At 69.8% G+C, this 23,494-nt stretch carries 20 protein-coding genes and 2 riboswitches; of the genes, 8 read left to right on the forward strand and 12 right to left on the reverse strand.

Going from position 1 to position 23,494, the window contains the following annotated elements:
- Positions 1-24 precede the first annotated feature (24 nt).
- From bluB to AB0I34_RS05720, 4 genes are read right to left on the reverse strand one after another with little or no spacing between them, the layout of a single operon-like run.
- Positions 25-1,452 (reverse strand): 5,6-dimethylbenzimidazole synthase, encoded by a 1,428-nt coding sequence (bluB, locus tag AB0I34_RS05705; protein ID WP_360439955.1) that lies wholly within the window; start codon positions 1,450-1,452, stop codon positions 25-27.
- Complete coding sequence (locus AB0I34_RS05710; RefSeq protein WP_360439958.1) at positions 1,449-2,801, reverse strand: cobyrinate a,c-diamide synthase; 1,353 nt, start codon at positions 2,799-2,801, stop codon at positions 1,449-1,451. The genes bluB and AB0I34_RS05710 overlap by 4 nt, the downstream gene beginning before the upstream one ends.
- A gap of 43 nt (positions 2,802-2,844) precedes the next feature.
- The gene (gene cobO, locus AB0I34_RS05715; protein ID WP_360439962.1) at positions 2,845-3,459 is read right to left on the reverse strand and encodes a cob(I)yrinic acid a,c-diamide adenosyltransferase; all 615 of its coding nucleotides are present in this window, start codon (positions 3,457-3,459) and stop codon (positions 2,845-2,847) included.
- Complete coding sequence (locus tag AB0I34_RS05720; protein WP_360439965.1) at positions 3,459-5,453, reverse strand: putative cobaltochelatase; 1,995 nt, start codon at positions 5,451-5,453, stop codon at positions 3,459-3,461. The genes cobO and AB0I34_RS05720 overlap by 1 nt, the downstream gene beginning before the upstream one ends.
- Before the next feature lie 72 nt (positions 5,454-5,525).
- Positions 5,526-5,658: riboswitch (cobalamin riboswitch) on the reverse strand.
- An 89-nt stretch (positions 5,659-5,747) separates the two neighbouring features.
- On the opposite strand from AB0I34_RS05720, the gene AB0I34_RS05725 reads away from it, so the two are divergent.
- Positions 5,748-8,699 (forward strand): AAA family ATPase, encoded by a 2,952-nt coding sequence (locus AB0I34_RS05725; RefSeq protein WP_360439968.1) that lies wholly within the window; start codon positions 5,748-5,750, stop codon positions 8,697-8,699.
- Here the strand turns inward: AB0I34_RS05725 and AB0I34_RS05730 are convergent.
- Positions 8,693-8,962 carry a hypothetical protein gene (locus tag AB0I34_RS05730; protein ID WP_360439971.1) on the reverse strand — a complete coding sequence of 90 codons (270 nt, stop codon included), beginning with the start codon at positions 8,960-8,962 and terminating at the stop codon, positions 8,693-8,695. The two genes, AB0I34_RS05725 and AB0I34_RS05730, sit on opposite strands and share 7 nt — an antisense overlap.
- Positions 8,963-9,079: 117 nt before the next feature.
- On the opposite strand from AB0I34_RS05730, the gene AB0I34_RS05735 reads away from it, so the two are divergent.
- Together AB0I34_RS05735 and AB0I34_RS05740 are read left to right on the forward strand one after the other, a co-directional pair.
- Positions 9,080-9,283, forward strand: coding sequence for a 3-keto-5-aminohexanoate cleavage protein (locus AB0I34_RS05735; RefSeq protein ID WP_360439974.1), 204 nt, complete (start codon positions 9,080-9,082; stop codon positions 9,281-9,283).
- Positions 9,204-9,530: a 3-keto-5-aminohexanoate cleavage protein gene (locus tag AB0I34_RS05740; protein WP_360439977.1), complete on the forward strand. Its 327-nt coding sequence runs from the start codon at positions 9,204-9,206 to the stop codon at positions 9,528-9,530. The genes AB0I34_RS05735 and AB0I34_RS05740 overlap by 80 nt, the downstream gene beginning before the upstream one ends.
- Here AB0I34_RS05740 and surE read toward each other — a convergent pair.
- Positions 9,527-10,291, reverse strand: a complete 765-nt coding sequence (surE, locus tag AB0I34_RS05745) for a 5'/3'-nucleotidase SurE (protein ID WP_360439980.1) — start codon at positions 10,289-10,291, stop codon at positions 9,527-9,529. The genes AB0I34_RS05740 and surE overlap by 4 nt on opposite strands.
- A 22-nt stretch (positions 10,292-10,313) precedes the next feature.
- Positions 10,314-14,024, reverse strand: coding sequence for a cobaltochelatase subunit CobN (gene cobN / locus AB0I34_RS05750; RefSeq protein WP_360439983.1), 3,711 nt, complete (start codon positions 14,022-14,024; stop codon positions 10,314-10,316).
- A 35-nt stretch (positions 14,025-14,059) separates the two neighbouring features.
- Positions 14,060-14,197, reverse strand: a riboswitch (cobalamin riboswitch).
- A 173-nt stretch (positions 14,198-14,370) separates the two neighbouring features.
- Between cobN and AB0I34_RS05755 the strand changes: the two genes are divergently transcribed.
- A complete protein-coding gene (locus AB0I34_RS05755; protein ID WP_360439986.1) occupies positions 14,371-15,621 on the forward strand; it encodes a vanadium-dependent haloperoxidase in 1,251 nt (416 codons plus the stop codon).
- 2 nt (positions 15,622-15,623) lie between these two features.
- Here the strand turns inward: AB0I34_RS05755 and AB0I34_RS05760 are convergent, their stop codons facing one another.
- Positions 15,624-16,592, reverse strand: coding sequence for a DUF3500 domain-containing protein (locus AB0I34_RS05760; protein ID WP_360439989.1), 969 nt, complete (start codon positions 16,590-16,592; stop codon positions 15,624-15,626).
- A gap of 104 nt (positions 16,593-16,696) precedes the next feature.
- Here AB0I34_RS05760 and AB0I34_RS05765 point away from each other — a divergent pair, with 104 nt between their 5' ends.
- Positions 16,697-17,065 (forward strand): hypothetical protein, encoded by a 369-nt coding sequence (locus AB0I34_RS05765; protein WP_360439992.1) that lies wholly within the window; start codon positions 16,697-16,699, stop codon positions 17,063-17,065.
- A 17-nt stretch (positions 17,066-17,082) separates the two neighbouring features.
- Here AB0I34_RS05765 and AB0I34_RS05770 read toward each other — a convergent pair whose 3' ends face one another.
- Together AB0I34_RS05770 and AB0I34_RS05775 are read right to left on the reverse strand one after the other, a co-directional pair.
- Positions 17,083-17,742: a histidine phosphatase family protein gene (locus tag AB0I34_RS05770; RefSeq protein ID WP_360439995.1), complete on the reverse strand. Its 660-nt coding sequence runs from the start codon at positions 17,740-17,742 to the stop codon at positions 17,083-17,085.
- Between the two features lie 11 nt (positions 17,743-17,753).
- Positions 17,754-18,986: a cobalamin biosynthesis protein gene (locus AB0I34_RS05775; RefSeq protein ID WP_360439998.1), complete on the reverse strand. Its 1,233-nt coding sequence runs from the start codon at positions 18,984-18,986 to the stop codon at positions 17,754-17,756.
- Here AB0I34_RS05775 and AB0I34_RS05780 point away from each other — a divergent pair.
- Both AB0I34_RS05780 and AB0I34_RS05785 read left to right on the forward strand, forming a co-directional pair.
- Positions 18,894-19,706, forward strand: a complete 813-nt coding sequence (locus AB0I34_RS05780; protein WP_360440001.1) for a serine hydrolase — start codon at positions 18,894-18,896, stop codon at positions 19,704-19,706. The genes AB0I34_RS05775 and AB0I34_RS05780 overlap by 93 nt on opposite strands.
- Positions 19,703-20,767, forward strand: a complete 1,065-nt coding sequence (locus tag AB0I34_RS05785; protein ID WP_360440004.1) for a dipeptide epimerase — start codon at positions 19,703-19,705, stop codon at positions 20,765-20,767. The genes AB0I34_RS05780 and AB0I34_RS05785 overlap by 4 nt, the downstream gene beginning before the upstream one ends.
- Positions 20,768-21,420: 653 nt before the next feature.
- Here the strand turns inward: AB0I34_RS05785 and AB0I34_RS05790 are convergent.
- Together AB0I34_RS05790 and AB0I34_RS05795 are read right to left on the reverse strand one after the other, a co-directional pair.
- A complete protein-coding gene (locus tag AB0I34_RS05790; protein ID WP_131514720.1) occupies positions 21,421-21,777 on the reverse strand; it encodes an iron-sulfur cluster assembly accessory protein in 357 nt (118 codons plus the stop codon).
- 158 nt (positions 21,778-21,935) lie between these two features.
- Entirely contained in the window at positions 21,936-23,030 is a 1,095-nt protein-coding gene (locus AB0I34_RS05795) for a glycerate kinase (protein WP_360440007.1), read from the reverse strand.
- 62 nt (positions 23,031-23,092) lie between these two features.
- Between AB0I34_RS05795 and AB0I34_RS05800 the strand changes: the two genes are divergently transcribed.
- On the forward strand, positions 23,093-23,494 hold the full coding sequence (locus AB0I34_RS05800; RefSeq protein ID WP_360440010.1) for a VOC family protein: 402 nt from the start codon (positions 23,093-23,095) through the stop codon (positions 23,492-23,494).

Raw genomic sequence — 23,494 nt, forward strand, 5'->3', positions numbered from 1 at the left:
CGAAAGTGTGACAGCCTTCCCGGCTCATCCAGCAGTCGTCACCCCGCAGGCCGAAGCACCGACGCGCAGTCCCCGCGCCAGCGCATCGGCCAGTTCGGATTGCTCGACGATCTGGATGTCGAACTCGCCTACGCCCTGCAACGCCAGGTCCCGTGCGAGCTCGACACCGAGCTCCACGGCCTCGACCGGCGTACGAGCAGGCCGCCACAGCACACCGAAGTCGACTGCGGGTTTCTGTGGATTCAGCTGTACGACGAGCGCCTCGGGCTGCTCCAAGTACTGCGCCGGCTCGCCGCCCACGATAAGTCGGACGAGCTGTCGGCCGTTTGTCTGTACGGCGTTCTGCTGTGCCTGCACCGCGTCGTCGACGATCGACGTGGATGCGACGCCGGGAAGGCCGCGCCGGCCCCATTCCTCTTGGTGGACTGCCCAGGCGAGTGGGCGGCGTGCGGCCCAGCCGGTGCGTACCAACTCGGGTGCGGCGGCGAACCCCTCGACGTACCCGACACAGAGGTAGCCGACGAGCTCGATGTGGGCGGGGAGGTCGAGTACCGCGGCGACCTCGGCGGGCTCGAAAAAGGAAACCCAGCCGACGCCCAGCCCTTCGGCTCGCGCGGCGAGCCAGAGGTTCTGGATCGCGATCGCCACGGAGAACCAGGTGGTCCGTGGGTCCGCGTGCCGACCCAGCACATGCCGCCCGCCGCGGCCCGGGTCGCAGGTGACCGCGATGTTCAGCGGGGTGTCCAGGATGGCTTCGATCTTCAGGCCGTCGAATGACTGCCGGCGGTCGGACGGCAGACTCGCCGCGAACGCGTCCCGCTGAGTCGACGCCAGGTCATGCACCTTCCGCCGCGTCGCCACGTCCCGAATCAACAGAAAGTCCCACGGCTGGCTCAACCCCACACTCGGAGCCCGATGCGCAGCCTCCAACACCCGCCCCAACACATCATCGGGAATCTCTCGCTGCAGAAACCCCCTCCGCACATCCCGCCGCTCGGCAATCACGCGGTGCACCGCCGCGCGCTCCGCGCGTGCATATCCGGGAGCGGGGTCGGCAGTCGGCGTATCGCCGGTCGCCGGGGCAGTGCCGGCGTGCGGCAGCCGGCCTACAGCCGCAGTGGCCGCCGCGGAGCGGCGCTTCGCGACGAGCAGTTCGGCGCCGGTGAGGAGCACTGCAGCTTCTGCCACGCCTGGCGTGCCGGTCAGTTGGTCGACCTTCTCGCTGGGGGTGGGGACGGGCTGCCGGGCCAGCTCTTCGGCGGGCGCGGTTTGTAGCTCGGCGTTCAGGGAGGCGGCCAGGCGTTGGACACCTGGCTCGGTTTCGCGGCCGGCGACCGTGACGACGAGTCGGACCGTGCCTCCACCGGCCTCCTGTAGTGCGTCGTGCACGAGGTCACGGAGTTCGCGGTACGGCGTACCGGAGCGGAGGCCGATGCCGACGACGAGGTTCACTTCTCGAGCCCCGCATGCACGCGTGCTTCCGCGACGAGGCGGGCCGGGACGTCCGGGCTCGCCGGCCAATGCAGATGCAGGTACGACGCGTGCACCCGAGGCAATGCAATGCCCTCGGCACCAGCGGGCAGGTGCCACGCGGGATCCACCTGGGCGTCCAGCTCGATCGCCGTCCGGTGGAACTCGTGACCGCGGACCCGACGACCCTCGTCGAAGAACGCAGTCGTCGTGGCGGCGATCGCCGTCCGGTAGCCGAGGGTCAGGCGGTCGGTCATCCGGGCGGTAGCAGGTAGCACACCTGTCATCGGATGGCCGTCCAGCTCGCGACACAGATAGAGCAGCCCGGCGCACTCGGCGATGACCGGCAACCCGGCCGCGATCTCGGTCGCCACCTGCCGACGGAGTACGTCATTGGCCGACAGCGCTTCAGCGTGCAGCTCCGGGAAGCCACCCCCCAGATACAGCGCCGAGGTTGCTTCAGGCAATGGATCCGACAGTGGGTCGAAGGCAACAACATCGGCGCCCGCGGCAACCAGCAGCTCGGCGGTCTCGGTGTAGCGGAACGAGAACACGGGGCCACCGGCAACCGCCACCACCGGCCGACCTTCACCCGCCTGAGTCACCTCCGCGGCCGGGTCCCACGCCTGGACGTCGAGATCTGTGGCGGCATGGGCAGCGGCGACGAACGCTTCCAGGTCGACGCCTTGGCGGACCAGTTCGGCGGCAGCCTCAACCGCCGCCGAGGCTTGCTCGCGCTGCTCGTCGGCCGGAACCAGACCGAGGTGACGGCTGGGCACGGTGAGGCGGGTGTCACGCCGAAGCACACCGAGCACAGGTACACCGGTCGGCGCCACTCCGGCCCGGACCTCGGCCTCATGCCGGTCCGAACCGACCTTGTTCAGGATGACGCCGACGATCCGGATCTCGGTGTCGAAAGCAACGAATCCCTGGACGACGGCGCCGACGCTGCGACCCGCAGCCGACGCATCGACCACCAGCACGACAGGTGCCTTGAGCAACTTCGCGACGTGGGCGGTGGACGAGAACCCTTCGGTCCCGAGTGCGCCGTCGTACAGCCCCATCACGCCTTCGACAACGGCGAGGTCTGCACCAGCGGCACCGTGTGCGAACAGCGGGCCGACGCGCTCCTCGCCAGACAGCATCGGATCGAGGTTCCGCCCAGGACGACCAGTGGCGACCGCGTGGAACCCAGGATCGATGTAGTCCGGCCCCACCTTGAACCCGGCGACCGTGTGCCCGGCCCGCCGCAGCGCCGCCATCAACCCGACGGCAACCGTGGTCTTCCCAGCCCCCGAAGCCGGCGCCGCCACCACAACCCGCGGGATCACCGGGTCTCCCCCGCTTCGGCGCGTTCCCTGACCCCGCCGGGCGTTACCACTCGATGCCCTTCTGGCCCTTCTGGCCTGTGTCCATCGGGTGCTTGACCTTGGTCATCTCGGTGACCAGGTCGGCTGCGTCCAGCAGACGCTGGTCCGCGTTGCGTCCGGTGATCACGACGTACTGATGCCCGGGCCGGTTCGTCAGCGTCTCGACCACCTCGTCGACGTCGACCCAGCCCCACTTCATCGGGTACGTGAACTCGTCCAGGACGTACAGGTCGTGTGTCTGCGCGGCGATCCGGCGCTGGATCTCACGCCAACCCTCCAGTGCGTCGGCGGCGTGGTCCTCCTCGGTGCCGGCCTTCCGCGACCAGCTCCAGCCCTCGCCCATCTTGTGCCACTCGACCGGCCCGCCCTGACCGGTTGCCGTGTGCAACTCACCGAGCGCCTTGAACGCGCTCTCCTCGCCGACCTTCCACTTCGCGCTCTTGACGAACTGGAACACGCCGATGTCCCAGCCCTGGTTCCAGCCGCGCAGAGCCATCCCGAAGGCGGCCGTCGACTTTCCCTTCATCTCACCGGTGTGCACCATCAGCAGCGGCCGGTTCCGGCGCTGGCGGGTGGTCAGGCCGTCCTTCGGCACCACACTGGGCTGCCCCTTCGGCATCAGGCCGCCCTCCGGTCCGTCACCGTGCGGATGAGGTTGCCAGCGGCAACTTCACCGAGGTCGATGTACTCGGCGCCGAGGTCGGCCGCGAGCTCCCCGGCCAGCCCGAGCCGGACGCCGCGGCGCGGCTCGCAATCGACGACCACCGTGGCGATCCCGTGCTGGGCGAGCCATCCGGCCGCCTGACGGGCGCGGGCGAACGCGTTGTCTCCGTGGGTGGCTCGGCCGTCGGTGACGAGCACGAGCAGTGGGCGTCGACGTGGGTCTCGGATCGCGGCGATCCGCAGTACCTCGGCGGCTTGCAGCAGTCCCTCGGCGAGCGGCGTACGTCCACCCGTCGGCAGCGATTCAAGCCGGCGTACGGCGGTCTCGACGCTGCCGGTGGGCGGCAGGGCGACCGTCGCCGCGGCACCGGCGAACGTGACGAGGCCGACGGTGTCACGGCGCTGGTACGCGTCCAGGAGGAGCGAGACGATCGCGGTCTTCACCTCGCCCATCCGCTTCTTCGTCCCCATCGAGCCGGACGCGTCCACGCAGAAGAGCACGAGGTTGCCCTCACGCCCTTCTCGTACGGCGAGCCGCACATCCGCCGCCCGCACCGCGAGCCCCGGCCCGGTCCGCCCCCGCGCATGCTGATGCGGCGCCGCGGATCGGATAGTTGCCAGGAGATGCGGGCGGCCTGCCTCCCGTCCTGCGCGTGAACGGTCACCCACCACGCGCCCGACCTCGGTGATCGCCCGGGACCGCCGACCGGCGACGCCTGTCCCGGCGGCCTGCACACTGAGCAACCGCGCCTTGTAGGGCTCCGAGCTGCCCGCGACCTCACCTGCGGGTGCGGGACCTGAGAGGCCGGGCGCGCTGTCATCACCTGCACCAGAATCACCAGGATCAGCGGGATCCACACCTCCGCCCGGACCGCCAGGATCATCCGAACCATCGGGGCCGTCCGGGTCATCGTCCGGATCCGGAGGCGGAGTGCTGTTGTTGATCGCCTCTTCCAGCTGGTCCTCGTCGAGACCTGGAGCGTCGAACGGATTTCGACGACGCCGGTGCGGCAACGCGAGCTTGGCGGCCGCGCGCACATCATCCACCTCGACCACAGTCCGCCCGGACCAGGCAGCGTGGGCAACCGCCGTCCGCGCGGTGACCAGGTCGGCCCGCATCCCGTCGACGTCGAACGACGCGCAGATCTCCGCGATCTGACGCAAGGCGGAGTCGGTGAGAATCACCTCGGTCAGCAGGGCACGAGCCTTGACGATGCGCTCGGCGAGCTCGCGCTGCGGACCGTCGTACCGAGCAATGAAGGCATCCGGATCAGCCTCGTATCCGAGCCGAGCCCGCATCACCTCAACCCGGACGGCAGGATCCCGGCTGGCGACGACATCAACAGTCAGCCCGAACCGGTCGAGCAACTGCGGCCGCAGTTCACCCTCCTCCGGGTTCATCGTGCCGACCAGGACGAACCGCGCCGGGTGCGTGACCGATACCCCGTCACGCTCGACCGTCGCGCGTCCCATCGCCGCAGCGTCGAGCAGTACGTCGACCAGATGGTCGTGCAGCAGATTGACCTCGTCGACGTACAGGATCCCGCGGTGCGCCGCCGCCAGCAGTCCAGGTTCGTACACCGTGATGCCCTCGGCCAGCGCCTTCTCGAGATGCAACGACCCGAGCACACGGTCCTCAGTCGCACCCACCGGAAGCTCGACCAGCCGGGCCGGCCGGGATTCGCTGACCGACGAATGCGGTCCGTCGGGACAGGCCGGGTCCGGGTGGTCGGGGTCGCAGGAGAAGCGGCAGCCCGGTACGACGTCCACCGTCGGGAGGATCTCGGTCAGTGCGCGGACCGCGGTCGACTTCGCCGTACCCTTCTCGCCCCGGATCAGCACCCCACCGATCGCCGGCGAGATCGCCGCGAGAATCAGGGCGAGCTGAAGATCGTCCATCCCGACTACGGCGGTGAACGGGAAACCACTGGACGGTGAGGCAGGCCGCATGAGCGGTGGATCCCTTCGTCGAGCGGGTATCCACGCCCGCCGGCAGCTGGTACGCCGTACCACGGAGACCGCAGCCCGACGGACGGAGGTGGATGTCCTGGCTTCCGGGATTCATCCCGGTCACAGTGGCGGGACCGCCCCGGACTCCCGGCCGAAGCCGGTCACCGGTGTTCCTCCACAACCGTCCGCCCGATCATGACACACGCCACCCATCCCTCAGCGACCAGGTTCACACCCGCACCCGGCGGTGGTGGGCCTGTCGGTTGGGCGCGGATGGGTGTTCACTGAGGTGACATGGGGGGTCTTCGGGCCGATCATCGGTTTGCGGGACGGGCCGTCGAACAGGAACTGCTCGGCGACGTGGTGCGCGACGCCGTCGGCGGGATCCCGCGCGCGATCGTGATCCACGGTGAAGCCGGCATCGGAAAGAGCCGCTTGGCGCGGGAGATGTGCCGGGATCCGCGGCTGACCGTCCTGTGGGGATCGTGCGTGCACTTCGGTGGCGCGTCGGTTCCGTTCGCCCCGATCAGCGGCGCACTGCAGGACTGGCTCAGCCAGGCCGACGCGGACGAGCGGGAGCGGATCCTCGCCGCGACCGATGGGCTGACCGCCTTGCTTCCCTCGATCGGAACGAACGGCAGCGGCGACGCTGCCGACGGCAGCGACTCGACGCGGCTGCCGATGCTGGTCGATCTCGTGCTGAACCGGATCGCGGACCAGCGCCCGACGGTGGTCGTCATCGACGACCTGCAGTGGGCCGACGTGGCCTCTCTGGACGTGCTGTCCTACCTGATCGCGGGATTCCGGGTCCAGCGGCTGGTCCTGATCGCCACCTGCAGGACCGAGGAACGCGGCGAGGGGCATCCACTCCACTCCTGGCTGGCCGACATGCGCCGGATGCCGTACTTCGGCGAGATTTCCTTGCAACCGCTCGACCTGGACGCCGTCAGCAACCAGATCGAAGGACTGCTCGGCCACACGCCCGACATCGAGCTCGCCACCGAGGTCCTGGCCAGGTCGGACGGCAACCCCTATCTCGTCGAACTGATGGTCCGCGGTCTGTCCGGCTCCGAGCGAAGTCTGCCTCCGACAGTCCCGGCCGCACTCGGGGAAGCATTGCTCGCCACCTGGCACGGTCTGTCCGAACGAGCCCGGCTGGTCACCAGAATTCTCGCCGTCGGCGGTCGCCCGACGCCATCCGCAGTACTGACCGAGGTCGCCTCCAGCCATGGGATCCGGGCGGATCAGATCACCCCCAGCCTGTCCGAGGCGCAGGACCGCGGTGTCGTGCGCAACGACGGCGGCAGCTGGTGGTTCCGCCATCCGCTGCTGGCCGAGGTCCTGTACGACGGCCTGTCCCCCGACCAAGCGATCGAGCTGCATTCCGACTACGTCGGCGTACTCGAGTCGCGGCCCGCCGAGTTGACGGCCGCCGACCTGGCGGTCCACAACGAACGGGCCGGCAACATCGATGCGACCTTCCGCTGGTCGCTCGTGGCGGCCGACCAGGCAGCACAGCTACGGGCCCCGTCCGAAGAGGCGATCCAACTCCGCCGCGCGTGCGCTCTCTGGGAGTCGGCATCACCGGCGATCCGAGGCGGGCGTGACGACAGGATCCGCCTGTTGCGACGGACAAGCACGATCTGTCTCCGGGCAAGCCTGGCCGACGCGGCCGTCCCGCTCCTGACCGATGCATTGAGCCTGGTGGACACAACGCGCGAGCCGTTGCTGGCCTGCGATCTCCTGGTCGCGCGGTCCAACGCCCGCTGGAGCTCGACCGCGCCCGGCATGCCAGACCTGGCCGACGTTCTGGAAGCGATCGAATTGACGACAGACTTCCCCGCGAGCGCGGAGCGCGCCGTCGCGTTCGCCGAGCTGTCCGAGAGCGAGACATTGCACGGCCTGCCGGACGACGTACTGCACGCAGAGGAAGCGGTCCGGATCGCGCACAGGTCAGGCTCGGCGCAAGCCATCGGGCGCGGCTTGGGTGCATTGGCGGCTGTGTCCGACAGCCGCGCGCCGCTCGAGTCGCTCGCCGGTGCGGAGGTTGCGGAAGAGCTGGCCAGGTCCTGCGGAGATGTGGACACCGCCACCAATGCCGCCATCTTCCGTTTCAATGCTCTGCACGCGCTCGGCCGGCGATCCGATGCAGCTGACGTCACTCGCGCTGCGTACTTCGACGCTGTTTCCGCCGGCGCCGGCGTCTGGGCGTATTTCCTCGCCTTCGAAGCCGCCAGCGAGCTGATCGACCTCGGCCGCTGGGACGACTGCCGAGGCTTGTTGCGGTCCGCGTTGGCGGCCCGCGCGGCCGATATCCCTGGAGCAGGCGTCAGGTTGGCCGCGAGCCTGCTCGCCGTGCGGTCGGGCCGGACCGAAGAGGCCCGGCAGCATTTCGATCGGGCGTTGGAGCTGATCTCCGACGACTTCAATCCGCTCCGCCCGTCCATCACCCGCGTCGGCATCGAGCTGATGACCGCGGAAGGCAAGGACGCGCTCTCCGTGGCCTGGGCACGCCCACGTCTGACCGCGATGGATCAGCCGCCTGATGCGTGGGATGACGAGGTACTTCCTGGCTTTGCCCGGGCGGCGGCCGACGCAGCCTGCGCTGCCCGGGACCGCGGTGATGTCGCCGCCGTCGCTGCGGCCGCGGACGTGCTCGACAGCGTCATCGACGGATGGCCGCGGGCGCCCTTCGCCGACGCCATGGGTGGCGTGGATGTCCAAGCGATGAATGAGGCACTCCTTGCGGCCGAGATCGGCCGCTGCCGGAACACCCCGGACCAACCGGAGCTCTGGCGCCGCGCGGCAGACGCGTGCGGTGGCGCCGGAAGTCGCTGGGATCAAGCGGTCGCGCAGTGGCGGTGCGCCGAGGCTGAGCTCACCAGTGGACCGACTTCGGCGCAGGCACGCGGCCTCCTGCGGCAGGCTCATGAGTGCGCGGTCGAGTTGGGCGCCGAGCCCTTGCGTCGAGAGGTCGAGTCGCTGGCGCGGCGGGCAAAGGTTGACCTGAGCCCGGTCGAGGTCGTTCCGACCGTCGACGACCCACGACTGGCCGCACTCACCGACCGCGAACGGGAAGTGCTGGCCTTCCTCGTCGTCGGGCGGTCGAACTCCGAGATCGCCAAGGATCTGTTCATCAGTGACAAGACGGTCAGTGTTCATGTCTCGAACATTCTGCGGAAGACCGGGACTACGAGCCGGGTGGCAGCCGCCGCTCTGGCTGAGCGGCGGCTGCTTGGTCACTGAAGGTCGACCGGATGGCGACGTCGGTAGGCCCAGAGGGCTGCCAGGGCGATACCGGCCCCACCGATGGCGCTTGCGCCGGCCTGCCGAGCTTCATCGAGGTTGTCGTCGACCTCGATCGTCGGGCCCGGATCGTGGACGACCACGACAGGCTGCCGGTAGTCGCCTTCGGGATAGATCTCGCGCGCCGAGGCCTGGGATGCGATCGCCACGGTGATGCCGAGGGTCAGCGCAGGTACGGCGACGAGGGTACGGATGTGCTTCACGGTTCCTCCTCACGGCGCGGATCGCCGTCTTCATTCACCCTGCGGCCAGGCCCGGAGTCGCCACATCGGGCAGTCCACCTCAGATCCGCGGCGTACCCCCTTAGGTAGCTTGGGGCCGTGCTGATCAAGGGGTGCCTGAACGGTGATCGGTCGCGAGCGGATCACTGCGGCGTACCGGTGACTCCGGAGGAGCTGGCGGCCGAGGGTGCGGCTGCGGTGCGGGCGGGAGCGCAGGCGTTGCATGTGCATCCGCGGGGAGGTGCTGAGCGCCTGCGGTGGGACGACATCCGAGCCGGACTTCGCGAGTGTGAACTTTCATGAGGACGGCGCGGAGCGCGCGATTCCGGGAGTGTCGCCAGGGGCGGATGGTGTGGAGGCGACTCGGGCGGTGCTCGACGCGGTGCCGACGCGGGACGTGCTGGTGCATGGCGAGGGCGAGTGGGCCTGGCCGGTACTGCGCTGGGCCTCGGCGCAGGGGTACGACGTGCGGGTCGGGCTGGAGGACATGCCGACAGGCCCCGAGGGACAGCCCGTCAGCTCTAGCGCGGACCTACTGGGCTACCTCTAGGAGAGGCGCTTCGCGAGGGCCGTGGCGGCCGCGTCGTCCTTGACCTCGCGGATGCCGACGATCGGGGTGACGGTGACGTATCCGGCCTTCAGGAGCGCCTCGTCGGAGTCGGATACCGGGTTGGGCGAGGGTGGTTCGAGCTCGATCATCGGTTCGCCACTCGGAGCGGTGGTTCCGACGACGCGCGAACGCTTGATCGGCGCCAGCGAGGCGTGCCGGACACCGCTGAGCTGGTCGAGCGGGCGGTCCGGAACGTTGATGGTCAGGACGGTACCGGCCGGCTCCGGCACGATCCAGGTGAGCGCCTCGGCTGCCACCGCGGCCGCTGTCGGCCAGTGGTCCGGGGCCTCGGAGTCGATGCTGATCGCGACCGCCGACAACCCCTGTCCCGCCGCGGTCAGCGCCGCCGCGACCGTGCCGGAGTGGAAGATCGGTACGCCGATGTTGTGGCCGCGGTTGATCCCCGACAACACCACGTCCGGGGCCCGCCCGAACGCCCCGACGGACGCCAGCGTCACCGCAAGAGCCGGCGTACCGTCGACGCCGATGTAGGTGACGCCGTTCTCCTCGAACGTCGCAGTCCGGATCGGCCGCCCGACCATCCCGGCGCGCGCCGAGCCGACGCCGCTCTCGTCGTCCAGCGGAGCCAGCACGAGCACCTCATGCCCGAGCGCGGCGATCGCGGGTGCGAGCGCCCGGATCCCCGGAGCCTGGTAACCGTCGTCGTTGGTGATCAGGACTCTCAGCTGTGGAGGCGCCATACCTCTACCCAATCACAGGACGTCAGCCGCGGTCCTCGATATCGCCTTCCGTCTCAAGTACTGCGCTGCGGAGCGTCTCCAGCGCCTCCGGTGACGGTTCTGCCCACAGTCCTCGCTGGGCTGCCTCGAGTAGGCGTTCGGCGATGCCGTGGCGGGCCCAGGGGTTGGACTTGCGGAAGAACTCGGCCATTTCGGGATTGGCGACGTACTCGGTGGTGAGGGTCTCGTACATCCAGTCGTCCACCACGCCGGCGGTCGCGTCGTACCCGAAGAGGTAGTCCACCGTCGCGGCCATCTCGAAGGCGCCCTTGTACCCGTGCCGCCGCATCGCCGTCATCCACCGCGGGTTCACCACCCGGGCCCGGAAGACGCGCTTGGTCTCCTCCTCCAGGGTCCGCGTCTTCACCTGCGCCGGTACGGCGGAGTCCCCGACGTACGCCTTGGGGTTGGACCCGGTGAGGTGACGGACCATCGCGATCATGCCGCCGTGGTACTGGAAGTAGTCGTCGGAGTCCATGATGTCGTGCTCGCGAGTGTCCGCGTTCTTCGCCGCCACCTGGATCCGGGCGTAGGCGCGTTCCATCGAGCCGCGAGCCTCGGCACCGTCGAGGCCCTTGCCGTACGCGTACCCACCCCAGACCGCGTACACCTCGGCCAGTTCGGCGTCGGTCCGCCAGTTCCGCGCGTCCACGAGCGGCAGCAGGCCGGCGCCGTACGAGCCCGGCTTGGAGCCGAACACCCGAGCGGTCGACGACCGTACGTCGTTGCCCGCAGCAACGTCAGCGTCGACGTGCGCCCGGAGGTAGTTGTCCGAAGCCCCTTCCTCCAGGGCGGCGACTGTGCGCACCGCCTCGTCCAAGAGCGTGACCACGTGCGGGAACGCGTCCCGGAAGAAACCGGAGATCCGGATCGTCACGTCGACACGCGGTCGGCCGAGCTCCTCCAGGCCAACCACCTCGAAGCCGGTGACCCGCCGTGACGCGTCGTCCCAGACCGGGCGGCAGCCGAGCAGCCACATCACCTCGGCGAGATCGTCGCCCTGGGTCCGCATCGCCGACGTACCCCAGACCGTCAGGCCGACCGATCGCGGCCACTCCCCCGTTTCCGCCTTGTGCCGGGCCAGCAGCGAATCGGCCAGCGCGACCCCGACGTCCCAGGCGTTGCGGCTCGGGATCGCCTTCGGGTCGACGGCGTAGAAGTTGCGCCCGGTCGGCAGCACGTTGACCAGACCGCGGGTCGGCGAGCCGGACGGACCTGCCTCGACGAAGCGGCCGTCCAGAGCGCGCAGTACGTTCGTCAGTTCGTCACCGGTGCGCGCGAGCCGCGGCACGACCTCCTCGGCGGCAAAGGTGAGCGACGCCTCGACCTGTTCCGACGGCCGCCCGAGCACCTCGATCACGACGACCGGGACCTTCGCGGCCTCCCAGCTCAGCGTCTCCATCCCGACCACGAGCTTGCGGGCGACGGCTTCCAGCAGGTCGACACCGTCGGCGCCACTCACCGCCGGCAGATCCGCGAGCGTCGCCAGCTCGGCAAGCTCCGGCACGGCCCGGCCGGGATCGGCGAGCATGGCCGCCTCGTCGACTCCGAAGGTCTCCCCCAGCGCCGTGCGCAGACCGGGAATCGAGTACGAACCACCCCAGAGCTGCCGCGCACGCAGTACGGCGAGCACCAGGTTGACGCGTGCCTCACCGGCCGGCGCACCACCGAGGATGTGCAGACCGTCGCGGATCTGAACGTCCTTGATCTCGCACAGATAGCCGTCCAGGTGCAGGACGAACTCGTCGAAGTCGTCGTCCTCGGGCCGTTCGGACGTGTGCAGGTCGTGATGCAGTTGAGCTGCCTGGATCAGGGTCCAGATCTGCGCACGCAACGTCGGCACCTTGTCCGGGTCGAGAGCCGACACGCTCGCGTACTCGTCGAGCAGATACTCCAGCTTCGCCATGTCGCCGTACGTCTCGGCCCGCGCCATCGGCGGGACCAGGTGGTCGACTACGGTCGCGTGCGCGCGCCGCTTCGCCTGCGTCCCCTCACCGGGGTCGTTGACGATGAACGGGTAGACCATCGGCAGATTCCCGAGGACGGCGTCCGGCGCGCAGCCGGCCGCCATCCCGATCCCCTTGCCCGGCAGCCATTCGAGCGTGCCGTGCTTGCCCAGATGGACGACCGCGTGCGCACCGAAGCCGCCATCCGACGGCGCGGCCTCCAGCCAGCGGTACGCCGCCAGGTAGTGGTGCGACGGCGCCATGTCCGGGTCGTGGTAGATCGCGACCGGGTTCTCCCCGAAGCCGCGCGGCGGCTGGATCATCAGGACCACGTTCCCGAAGCGCAGCGCCGCCAACGCGATCGCGGGCTCGTTCCCGGACGTGTCGACGTACAGCGCACCGGGCGGCTCGCCCCACGCCTCGGTCATTGCCTCGCGCAACGACTCCGGCACGCGACCGAACCACTGCTGGTAGACCGACCGCGGGATCGTCGCGACGGCGTTGGCCAGCTGCTCGTCGGTGAGCCAGTCGACGTCGTGACCGCCCGCCGCGATCAGCCGGTGAATGAGCCCGTCTGCGCCGTCCGCGCCCTGCAGTTCACTGAGGTCGAGGCCGCCGAGGTCGTACCCGGCGTCCTCGAGCTGCCCGAGCAGGACGACCGCCGACGCCGGAGTGTCCAGGCCGACCGCGTTCCCGATCCGGGCGTGCTTGGTCGGGTACGACGACAGCACCAGCGCGAGTCGCTTGTCGCGGTTCCGGACGTGCCGGAGCCGGGCATGCGCCACCGCGATCCCGGCCAGCCGGATACACCGCTCCCGGTCCGGCGCGTACCGGGCCAGACCGTCGGCGTCGTACGCCTTGAAGGAGAACGGGATCGTGATCAGTCGTCCGTCGAACTCGGGGATCGCGACCTGGGTCGCGGCGTCCATCGGACTGATCGCGGCGTCGCTGGCCAGCCACTGCTCGCGGGTCGAGGTCAGCGCGAGGCCTTGGATCAGCGGGATGTCGAGGGACGCGAGCGCTCCGGCGTCCCAGGCATCGTCCGAGCCGCCCGCGCTCGCGTTGGCCGCGACGGACCCGCCGGCGGCGAGGAGGGTCGTGACGAGGACGTCGCACTTGTGCAGCAGGTCGAACAGTCCGGCGTTCTCATCGCTGGTCGGATCGAGTCCGCGGAGCGTCCCGCAGTACACGGGCAGCGGCTGCGCGCCGGCGGCCTCGACCGCACTTGCCAGCGCATCGACGAAGGCCGTGTTCCCGGAGATCTCGTGCGCTCGGTAGTAGACGATCCCGACCACCGGCCGCTCATCCTCGACGAACGTCCCGCGGACGCCGTACGCCGGGAGTGCGCGGGGCGGGTCGAACGCGTCGCCCGTCAGCAGCAGCGTGTCGCTCAGGAAGCCGGCCAGGTTGCGCAGATTCTCGGAGCCGCCTTCGCGCAGATAGGCCAGCGCCTCGGTCACCGCGCCCGCAGGCACGGTCGACAACGACATCAGTTCGGCGTCGGGCGCGGCCTCGCCACTGACGACGACCACCGGCTTGCCTGAGGCGAGCACCGCGCCGAGGCCCTCCTCCCAGGCCCGGCGACCGCCGAGCAACCGGACCACGACGATCTCGGCCGCGTCCAGCAACGGGGTCAGGTCGGCGAGGTCGAGCCGGGCGGGGTTCGCGACCTTCCAGCCGGCGTCCGCCTCGGCGGCGGCGAGCAGATCGGTGTCGGCGGTGGAGAGCAGCAGGAGGTTCGCGGGCATGCGCGACCGGTCCTTCCTCGGGGTGTCCACGCCCCGTCCGGAGGTGCGACAGCGGCAGTTCCTGACTCCCCTGCGCCTGACTACGGCGCTGGGTCACAGTGGCGGGACCGTCCCGGACTCACACCGGGTTCCTGCAGTTGCCATCGCTTGACGCCGAGACTCTATCGGACGCTTGATTTCCGAAGGAGCGCGGCGAGTTCTTGACCCGTCCGGCTCGACGGTGCTAGGCCGGAATGATCGGGCTTGTCCGCTGGCCTCCTCCGGCATCGCGCACAACGCTGCTTCAGCACAAGTCACTCGACTTCTACTGAAGGGGATTCCTGTGCGCTTCCACCACTCTGCGTTCGTGAGCGCGGTCGTCGTGGCCGGCCTCGCCACCTCGGCCGTTGCCGTCCCACCGAGTCTCGCGACCGGCACCAAGCACGCCGATCCCGCCGTGATCACCACCTGGAATGCGATCGCCGAGCGGACCGTCTTCGCCGAGAACGCCACTCCGATTCCGTCCTCGGGCCTGTACTTCGGCTTCGTCTCCATCGCCGTGTACGACGCGGTGGTGGCGATCGAAGGACGGTATCGGCCGTATCTGAAACAGCCTCCCGTCCGAGCCAAGGCGTCGACGGAGGCCGCGGCAGTGACGGCGGCGTACCGGGTGCTGAGCTACTACTTCCCGGCGTCCGCGCAGAAACTCGCGGCGGACTACGCCGGATCACTCAGCAACATCCCGGACGGCTCGGCGAAGACCCGTGGGCAGCAGGTTGGCGATACCGCCGCCGCATCCCTGATCGAGGCGCGACTCAACGACGGGCGGGGCGCGGCGGTGACCCTCGACGTCACACCGGCACCGGGCGTGTGGCGTCCGACTCCGGATGCGTTCGCGCCGATGCTCGTGCCGTGGCTCGGGTTCGTTGAGCCGCTCGCTCTCAAGTCACCGACGCAGGTGCGGTTGCCCGGTCCAGACCCGATCACGTCGAAGGCGTACGCGCGCGATTTCGCCGAGGTGAAGGCGATGGGCGCAGCCGGAGACGATTCCGACCGGACGCCCGCGCAGACCCAGACCGCGTTGTTCTGGAACGCGAACGCGGTCGCGCAGTACCAGGCAGCACTGCGAGATCAGGTCACCAAGCGCGGGCTGGACATCGTGAAGAGCGCACGTGCCTTCGCACTCCTCGGCACCAGTACGGCCGATGCGTTGGTCGCGTGCTGGCGGGCCAAGTACGACTACGCCTACTGGCGGCCGATCACGGCGATCCGGCTGGCGGACACCGACGGCAACCGCGCGACGAAGCCCGATCCGACCTGGACACCGCTGGTCGCGACACCGCCGTACCCGGACTATGTCAGCGGGCATGCCTGCGCCAGCGGGGCCACGTCCGAGACCTTCAGCCGCCTGTTCGGAGCGCATTCAATCAACCTGACCGTCTCGTCGACCGTGACGGGGACGACTCGTCAATTCCGCACCGCCGCGGCACTGGACGCCGAGACCAAGAACGCGCGGATCTGGCTGGGGCTGCATTTCCGGCAGGCGATGGACGACGGAAACAAGCTCGGCCACCAGGCGGCGTCCTGGACCGCGAACCACGAGTTCCAACGGCGCTGACCTCAGCGGTGCATGGCGTAGTGGGCGGCGAGGAGGTCGGTGCCCCAATCGTTGCGGAGGTCTCGCCAGACGGAGTGGATGTGGTTGGCGTCGTCCTGGGTGTTGTCGTACTCGGCCAGGAACGTCGGGCCGGCGATCGAGTAGTAGTGGCGGTGGCCGACGCCAGGGTCGGTCGCGCCGGCCCAGGCGAAGGTCAGGCGCTCGATGCCCTGGTCGGTGATGTCCTGCCAGGTCTGCAACCCGATCGGTCCGGCGGCCCGTCCGACGTACTGGCCGATGAGGAGGCTGAACAACTGCCGTTGTTCCGCGGTCATGTCGCCGTACGCGAGGCCCTGGTGGAGAAGCCTGGCGTCGGCGACCGGGTCGTGCCGGGTCAGGATGTCGTCGGGTGCCTCCGGCGAGACGACGGCCACCTCCCGCTGGGCCGGCTCGAGCGCGTGCAGGAGCTGGAAGCCCAGGTCCTGCTCGGCGGCGAGGAAACGCCGGCCGGCCTGCGGCCCGGACCGGACCTCGGCCGGGTTCGACCCGAGGAACTGCGGGGTGAACGAGATCGCCCCGTCCACGAGCGTCACGTGCAAGGCCAGGTGGTGCCCGTTCAGCCGCCAGGCCCACGGCTCCGTCCCGGCCGGATCGCCCAGCACCCGCAGGAAGTACCGGTCGCCGACGACGGATCCCTCCCACTCGCCGCTCGCCGGCAGCGCCGGGATCCCGCGCACGATGATCTCCGCGTCCCACACCGCCCAGGCGTCTGCCGCACCGCGCTCACTGCACCCGATCGCGACGAGCCGCTCCACCAACTGCTGCTGGGCCGGAGTCAGCTCCGTCAGCGGAAGGCCCGGTACCGCACCCGGCAGGTAGGTCCACTGCTTGTGGTCCGGGGTGTCGAACGCCGCCTTGATCTTGTCCAGCTGCGCCGGCGACAGGCTCGCCAAGAGTTCGAGAACCGCTTCCCGGGTCTGCTCCACAACCATGCCGATGCTCCCGTTCCGTCGACCAGAATGCCTCGCCCAGCCTACGACCACCACCTCGTCCCGGTCGCGACACGTAGGACCCGACGCCGTCGTACGCTGCGCTGGTGTCTGGACAGTCAGGGGCTCGCGGCGTTGTCTCTGTCGTGGTGGGCTCCCTGAGCAGGCCTGGCGTGATGCTGGCCGTCTACCTGGTCTTCCTGTTCGTTCTGTACCTGGTCACTGCGGACCCGTACAAGGCGATCACGCTTCCGTTCGCAGCCGTCATCGGCCCGCCGGGCTTCGCAGTTGTGCGGTGGGCGTGGACCAAGCGCATCCACCCCTGGTGGATCCTTCGTCGGCGCGGTGACGATCCGGAGCATCCCGGGCCGGTGAGTCGGGCGTTCACCATCGGCCTCGCACTGCTGCTGATGGTGACCGGGGTGGCGGCGATGCTGCTCGCGGCGTTGTTCATCCTCGCCGCCGTGCGCGGGTGAACCTGTCGGCTGCCGCCTCACAGCCAGGCCGATCGCTCCCGTTCCGTCGGTTCGTACGTCGTCCACTGCTCGAACGGCCGGTCCAGCTTGTACCGGAAATCCGGCTGCCGCAGCAGGACCCGTGTTTCGGCATTGTCCGGGTTCCGCAGCGTCTCGAAGAACTTGACCGACCAGTGGAACCAGCGCATACAGAACAGCCGCATGGTCAGCCCGTGCGACACCAGCAACACGTTCCGCGGCGCGTCCGGGGACTCGAAGTCGCGATGCATCGTCTCCAGGAACGTCGACACCCGGTCGTACACGTCCGACCCCGACTCACCGTGGGTGAACCGGTAGAAGAAGTGTCCGAACCGGTCCCGCAGCACCTCCTGCTGCTCGATGTCCGCGGTGTCCTGGTAGTTGGCCCAGTCCTGCTCCCGCAGCCGCGGCTCCTCCCGGGGCTCACCGATCAGGTCGTCCAGCCCGAGTGAGTCCAGCGTCTGCAAGGCCCGCACGTACGGCGAGACATACACGCGGGCCGGCTCGTTCTCGAACAGCTCCCGCAGGTACTTGCCCGCCTTGGCCGACTGCTCGTGCCCGTGCGGCGTGAGCGGGATCGCGTGGTCGGGTACTCGCTCGAAGATCGACTTGTCCAGGTTCGCCTCGGACTCGCCGTGCCGGATCAGTGCGATCCGCATCGGGCGGTGACTCAACCCCATCGTGTTCCCTTCCGGCCGGCGACGGCCAGGATCGCGGCGACCCCGGCGGCAGCCACACCGACACGCCTGGCCAGCGCCGCGGTACGTCGTACGTCCGCAACCGCCGGTGTGGGTCCGTCGCCCAGTGTGCCTCGGTCCTCCTGGTACGACCCGTAACTGTTCGTGCCGCCGAGGGTCAGATCGAGGGCACCGGCGAACGCGGCCTCGACCGGCCCGGCGTTCGGGCTCGGGTGCTTCCGCGCATCCCGCTGCCAGACCTGGATGGTCTGTCCGGGCCGGCCGGCGGCGAGTCCGGTCAGCAAGGCGCACACGCGAGCAGGCAGCAGGTTGAGTACGTCGTCCAGCCGCGCGGACGCCCAGCCGAAGTTGAGGTACTTCGCGGACTTGTAGCCGACCATCGCGTCCAGAGTGTTGGCGGCGCGGTAGGCGAGCAGCCCGGGTACGCCGAGCACCCCGCCCCAGAGCAGCGGAGCGACGCACGCGTCGGAGGTGTTCTCGGCGATCGACTCCACGGTCGCGCGGGCAAGCTCGTCGGCTTCCAGGCTGGTCGCGTCTCGCGCACACAGGTGGCTGAGCCGGTCGCGGGCCGCCGGGATGTCCTTCTCCTCGAGCAGCCCGGCCATCACCTCGGCCTCGCGCTCCAGACTGCGGGCGCCGAGCACCGTCCACGTCGCGGCCGCCGTGACGAGCGTGTGAACGATCGGACGATTCCGGGTCAGCCGCTCGAGCACAACTCCGGCGGCTGCCGTCGCACCGACCAGGGCGACCGTGTACGCCGTACCGGCCGCGCGGGAATCGGCGTACCAGCGGGACTCCACGCGCGACGCGGCCTGCCCGAAGCCGGCCACCGGATGGAAGCGGCGGGGATCACCAAGAACACGGTCGGCCGCAAAGCCGAGGAGGAGACCGAATGCCCTAGTACCCCGTGGTGGAGAGGCTTCGAGTGATTGCGGTGTCCAGGTGCGTGCATCGCGGTGCTTGAGGGGCGTCCTCGATGCGGTTCCATCGTGGACGAACCTCAAGTGCCGCGAGGTGCGTGCCTGGGCGCCGGAAGCGCCGAAGGATCTCCACCACGGGGTACTCAACACCCTTGGCAGTCTGCCAGGTGGAGGTGTGGTTGGGTGATCGGCATGGGAATCGCGGAACTGCTCCGGGACGTCGACGGGAGCGGCGCCTTCGGGGTGTGGCTGGGGCGGCTGGACGGCGTACCGGTGTTCGAGCATCTGGCGGAGCGGACGCACTACTCCGCGAGCACGATGAAACTCCCGGTGGCGATGGCGATGATGCGCAAGGTCGAGGCGGGTGAGCTGGCGCTTGACCAGCCGGTGACCGTGCACAACGACTTCGCGTCCGCGGCCGGCGGGCGGTTCGGGGTGGACCCGGACGAGGACGAGGCGCCGGCGACCTGGACGAAGCTGGGTGAGCAGGTGCCGCTCGGGTGGCTGGCGACCGAGATGATCACCCGGTCCAGCAACCTCGCGACGGACCTCGTGCTGGAGCAGGTCGGGATCGATGCCGCCCACGCGGTGCTCGCGGAATACGGCCCCGGAGACAGCGCGATCCGGCGCGGGATCGACGACGGGCCGGGCGTGCGGGCCGGCATCAGCAACCTGATGAGCCCGGCGGGGCTGGCCGGCGTACTGGTTGCTGTCGGCAATCAGCAGGGCGCCTCGGGCACCTATCTGCGCGACCTGCTGGCCGGCAACCAGTGGAACGGCGAGATCCCTGCCCTGCTGCCGGCCGGGACCCGGGTCGAGCACAAGAACGGCTGGGACAGCCGGATCCGGCACGACGGCGGCATCGTCCGCCCACCCGACGCCGAACCGTTCGTGCTGGTCGTGTGTACGACGTCCGACCTGGCCGACGCGGATGCGCAGAAGCTGATCGCGAACATCGCGCTCGAGGCGTGGAACCACCGGCGCGACCTCGGAGGGGTCCGATGAAGGTCAGCACGCATCTGGTCTCCGCGCCGCTGCACACGCCCTTCATCACGGCACTGCGGACTGCGACGCACGCGGACTCGCTGCTCGTCGAGGTGAGCGACGGCGAGCTCAGCGGCTGGGGCGAGGCTCCGCAGGTGTGGAAGGTGACCGGCGATTCGCTGGCCGGGTCGCAGGCCTGCGTCGAGGGACCGATCACCGCGGCCCTGGACGGTCTCGGCCCGGACGACCTCACGGAGGCCTTGCGCCGCGTGCAGAACGCCGTGGCCGGCAACTTCGGCGCGAAGGGCGCGGTCGACGTCGCGCTGCACGACCTGGCCGCGCGGCGTCGCGGGCAGACGCTGCACGGTTTCCTCGGCTCGACCGTCGACATCGTGCGCACTGACATGACGCTGTCCGTCGGCGATCCCGATGCGCTCGCGGCAGCGGCACAGGCCCGGCTCGTGGACGGTTTCGACGTACTGAAGGTCAAGGTCGGCACCGACGCCCGCGCCGACGTCGAGCGGGTCCGGCGGGTTCGCGAGGCGATCGGCCCGGAACCGACGCTGCGGCTGGACGCCAACCAGGGCTGGTCCCGGCGCGACGCGGTCACCGCCATCCGGGCGATGGAGGACGCGGGCTGCGACCTCGAACTCGTCGAGCAGCCGGTCGTTGCCGCCGACCTCGAGGGCATGGCGTGGGTGACCGACCGGGTCCGTACGCCGATCCTCGCCGACGAGTCGGTGTACGGCGTACGCGACCTGGTCAACGTGATCCGGTACGGCGCCGCGGACATGGTGAACGTGAAGCTGGCCAAGTGCGGCGGACTCGGGCCGGCCCGGACCCTGCTGGAACTGGCCCGCGAGCACGGGATCCGGACGATCGTCGGCTCGATGATGGAGAGCCACGTCGGCGTCGGCGCGGCGGCGGCGCTGGTGTCGGCCTACCCGACGTCGGCGGTCAACGACCTCGACGCGGCCTGGTGGCTGAAGCAGCCGCCGGTGACCGGCGGGATCCGGTACGACGGCGCGCTGATCCACCTGCCTGCGGCTCCTGGCCTCGGCGTGACAGGCTTGACCGTATGAAGCTAGTCGCCGCCAAAGTCCCGGTCAGTACCGTCTGGACCGCGCCGGATGCGCCCCGTGACATCGATGCCGCGGCCGTCGCCGCCCAGCCCGATGTCGCCGCGTGGGCGAAGTCCATGGACACCGAGACCCGGCTCGGCCTGCACGGCCGGACCCTGACCCAATTGCTGTTCGCCGAACCTGTCCTGGTCCGCTCGGAGCGGGACGGCTGGTCGGAGATCCTGGCACCCTGGCAGCCGTCGTCCAACGACGAGCTCGGGTACCCGGGCTGGGTGCCGTCGAGCCACCTGGGTGAGCTGCCCAGCAGCGCGACCGCACCCGTCGCGATCACGGTCCCGACCGCGACGCTGCTCGCTGAGCCGGGCGCGGGCGCGCCGCTGGGCGAGCTCTCGTTCGCGACCGTCCTGGCGTCGACCGAGCACGCCGACGGGTACACCCGGGTGGCTACCCCGGATGGCGGGTCAGGCTGGCTGGCGGACGACGTACTGCGGTCCGTCGAGGAGCCGTCCGCACCTGAGGATCGGCTGCGGTTGGGGGCGTTGTTCCTCGGGCTGGAGTACCTGTGGGGCGGGACGTCGGCGTACGGCCGCCGGAGCGGGTCCGGACACGACGAAGCCCCCGGCACCAACAGGTGCCGGGGGCTTCGAGGAGGCTCAGTTGAACGAGTCGCCGCAGGCGCAGGAGCCGGTGGCGTTCGGGTTGTCGATCGTAAAGCCCTGCTTCTCGATCGTGTCGACGAAGTCGATCGAGGCGCCCTTCAGGTACGGCGCGCTCATCCGGTCCGTCACCACGTTCACGCCGCCGAAGTCGGCCACCACGTCACCGTCGAGCTGACGCTCGTCGAAGAACAGCTGGTACCGCAGCCCGGAGCAGCCACCCGGCTGCACGGCGACCCGCAGCGCGAGGTCGTCGCGGCCTTCCTGCTCGAGCAGCGCCTTCACCTTGGCGGCGGCCCCGTCGGTGAGGAGAACACCCGTGGCGACGGTCTGCTCGGTCTGCGCTTCAGTCATTCCTGACTCCAGTCATCTCGTGAGCGCCCGGCTGCTGTGTGGGCAGGCAGCCGTGCGCGGAAAGTCCGCTGTCATTCCGAACCAACAAGCGCCGATCCGGAACCATTCCCATGGTCGCACACCAATTTCCAGGATCAACAACCCCGGTCGCAGGGTGATCAGCGGGCCCAGGTCCGGGCGACACGCTCCGCAACCGCCGCCAGGGAGCCGTGCGGGTCGGCGAAGGCGCGCTCCTCCCCCACCGCGTCGACCAGCGAGTACGCCGACTCGACACCCATCGTGCGCATCTCGCGGGAGCCGATCTGGACCTTGCCGGCCAGGACCACGCACGGGCGCATGGCGTCGTTCGCGACCTTCGCGACGCCGGCGATCACCTTGCCGTCGCGGGACTGGAAGTCGAACGCGCCCTCACCACTCAGCACCAGGTCGACCCTCGACGCCTTCTCCTTCAGGCCGGTCAGGTCGGCGACCAGGTCGATGCCGGAGATGCGCTCGGCGCCGAGGAGTAGCAGCGCGTAGCCGAGACCACCGGCGGCGCCCGCTCCCTTCTGGTCGGCGGTCTTGCGCCCGGCCAGCTCGGCGAACCTGGTCAGCCAGCCGTCAACCGCCGGCTTGCGTTCGTCGGTGATGCCCTTCTGGGTGCCGAAGATGTTGGTCGCGCCGCGCAGCCCGAGCATCGGGTTCTCGACGTCACTCGCCGCGACGAACTCGATCCCGGCCATCCGCTCCCGGGCCGGCTCCAGGTCGACGGCGGTCAGCTCCGCGAGCCCGGTGGCACCGGCGTCCAGGCGGCCTCCGGTCGCGGTTGCACCGAGCGCCGCCAGCAGTCCGGCGCCCGCGTCGTTCGTCCCGGAACCGCCGAGTCCGAGGATGATCCGCTTCGCACCGGCCTCCACTGCGGCCGCGATCAGCTGACCCACGCCGTATGTCGTCGCGTCCTCGGGCCGGCGTTGCTTCGGCTCCACCAGGTGCAGGCCGCACGCCTGCGCAGTCTCGACGTACGCCGTTTCGCCCGCGAGCAGCACGGTCGCCGGGGTGTCGACGCCCAGCGGGCCGCGGACGGTGACGGACAGGAGCGTCCCGCCGACGACGGCGGACAGCACGTCGATGAACCCGGGGCCGCCGTCGGCCATCGGTGCGACCAGCACCTCGGCCTGCGGATCCCGCCGCCGCCACCCTTCCTCGATCGCCGCGGCCGCCTCGACGGCCGTCAGCGTGCCCGCGAACTTGTCCGGCGCAATCAGCACTCGCATGCCGACATCCTCTCCCACGGGCCGCGTTGACGTGCGCGGGCGCCGTCAGTTGGATCGTCAACATGAAGACAATCCTCTTCGCGTTGCGCGTGAGTGACCTCGAGCGCTCGCTCGCCTTCTACCGGACTGTTGGCTACACCGAGCTCACTACGGTGCCGTTCGAGGACGGGTCCAGCCTGGTCTGGCTGAAACTGCCCGACGAGCCGGCGGTGTCGCTCGAGCTGGTGCACCGCCCGGCCGACGGGCCGGTTGTCCTGGGCGGGTTCGCACACTTCGCGATCGAGGTCGAGTCGCTCAGCGCAACCGTCGACCGGCTGACCGCTGCTGGTCTCGAGCCTGGCGCTGTCGAGTTGCCAGGAGGTCAGGACGGTCCGAAGACGTCGTGGGTGACAGACCCCGACGGCTACCGCATCGAGCTGGTCGAGTGGCCACCCGGCGGCCCACCCACGCCTGAGCAGCCGTGA

Source organism: Kribbella sp. NPDC050281 (genome assembly GCF_040655855.1).
Classification (GTDB): Bacteria; Actinomycetota; Actinomycetes; order Propionibacteriales; family Kribbellaceae; genus Kribbella.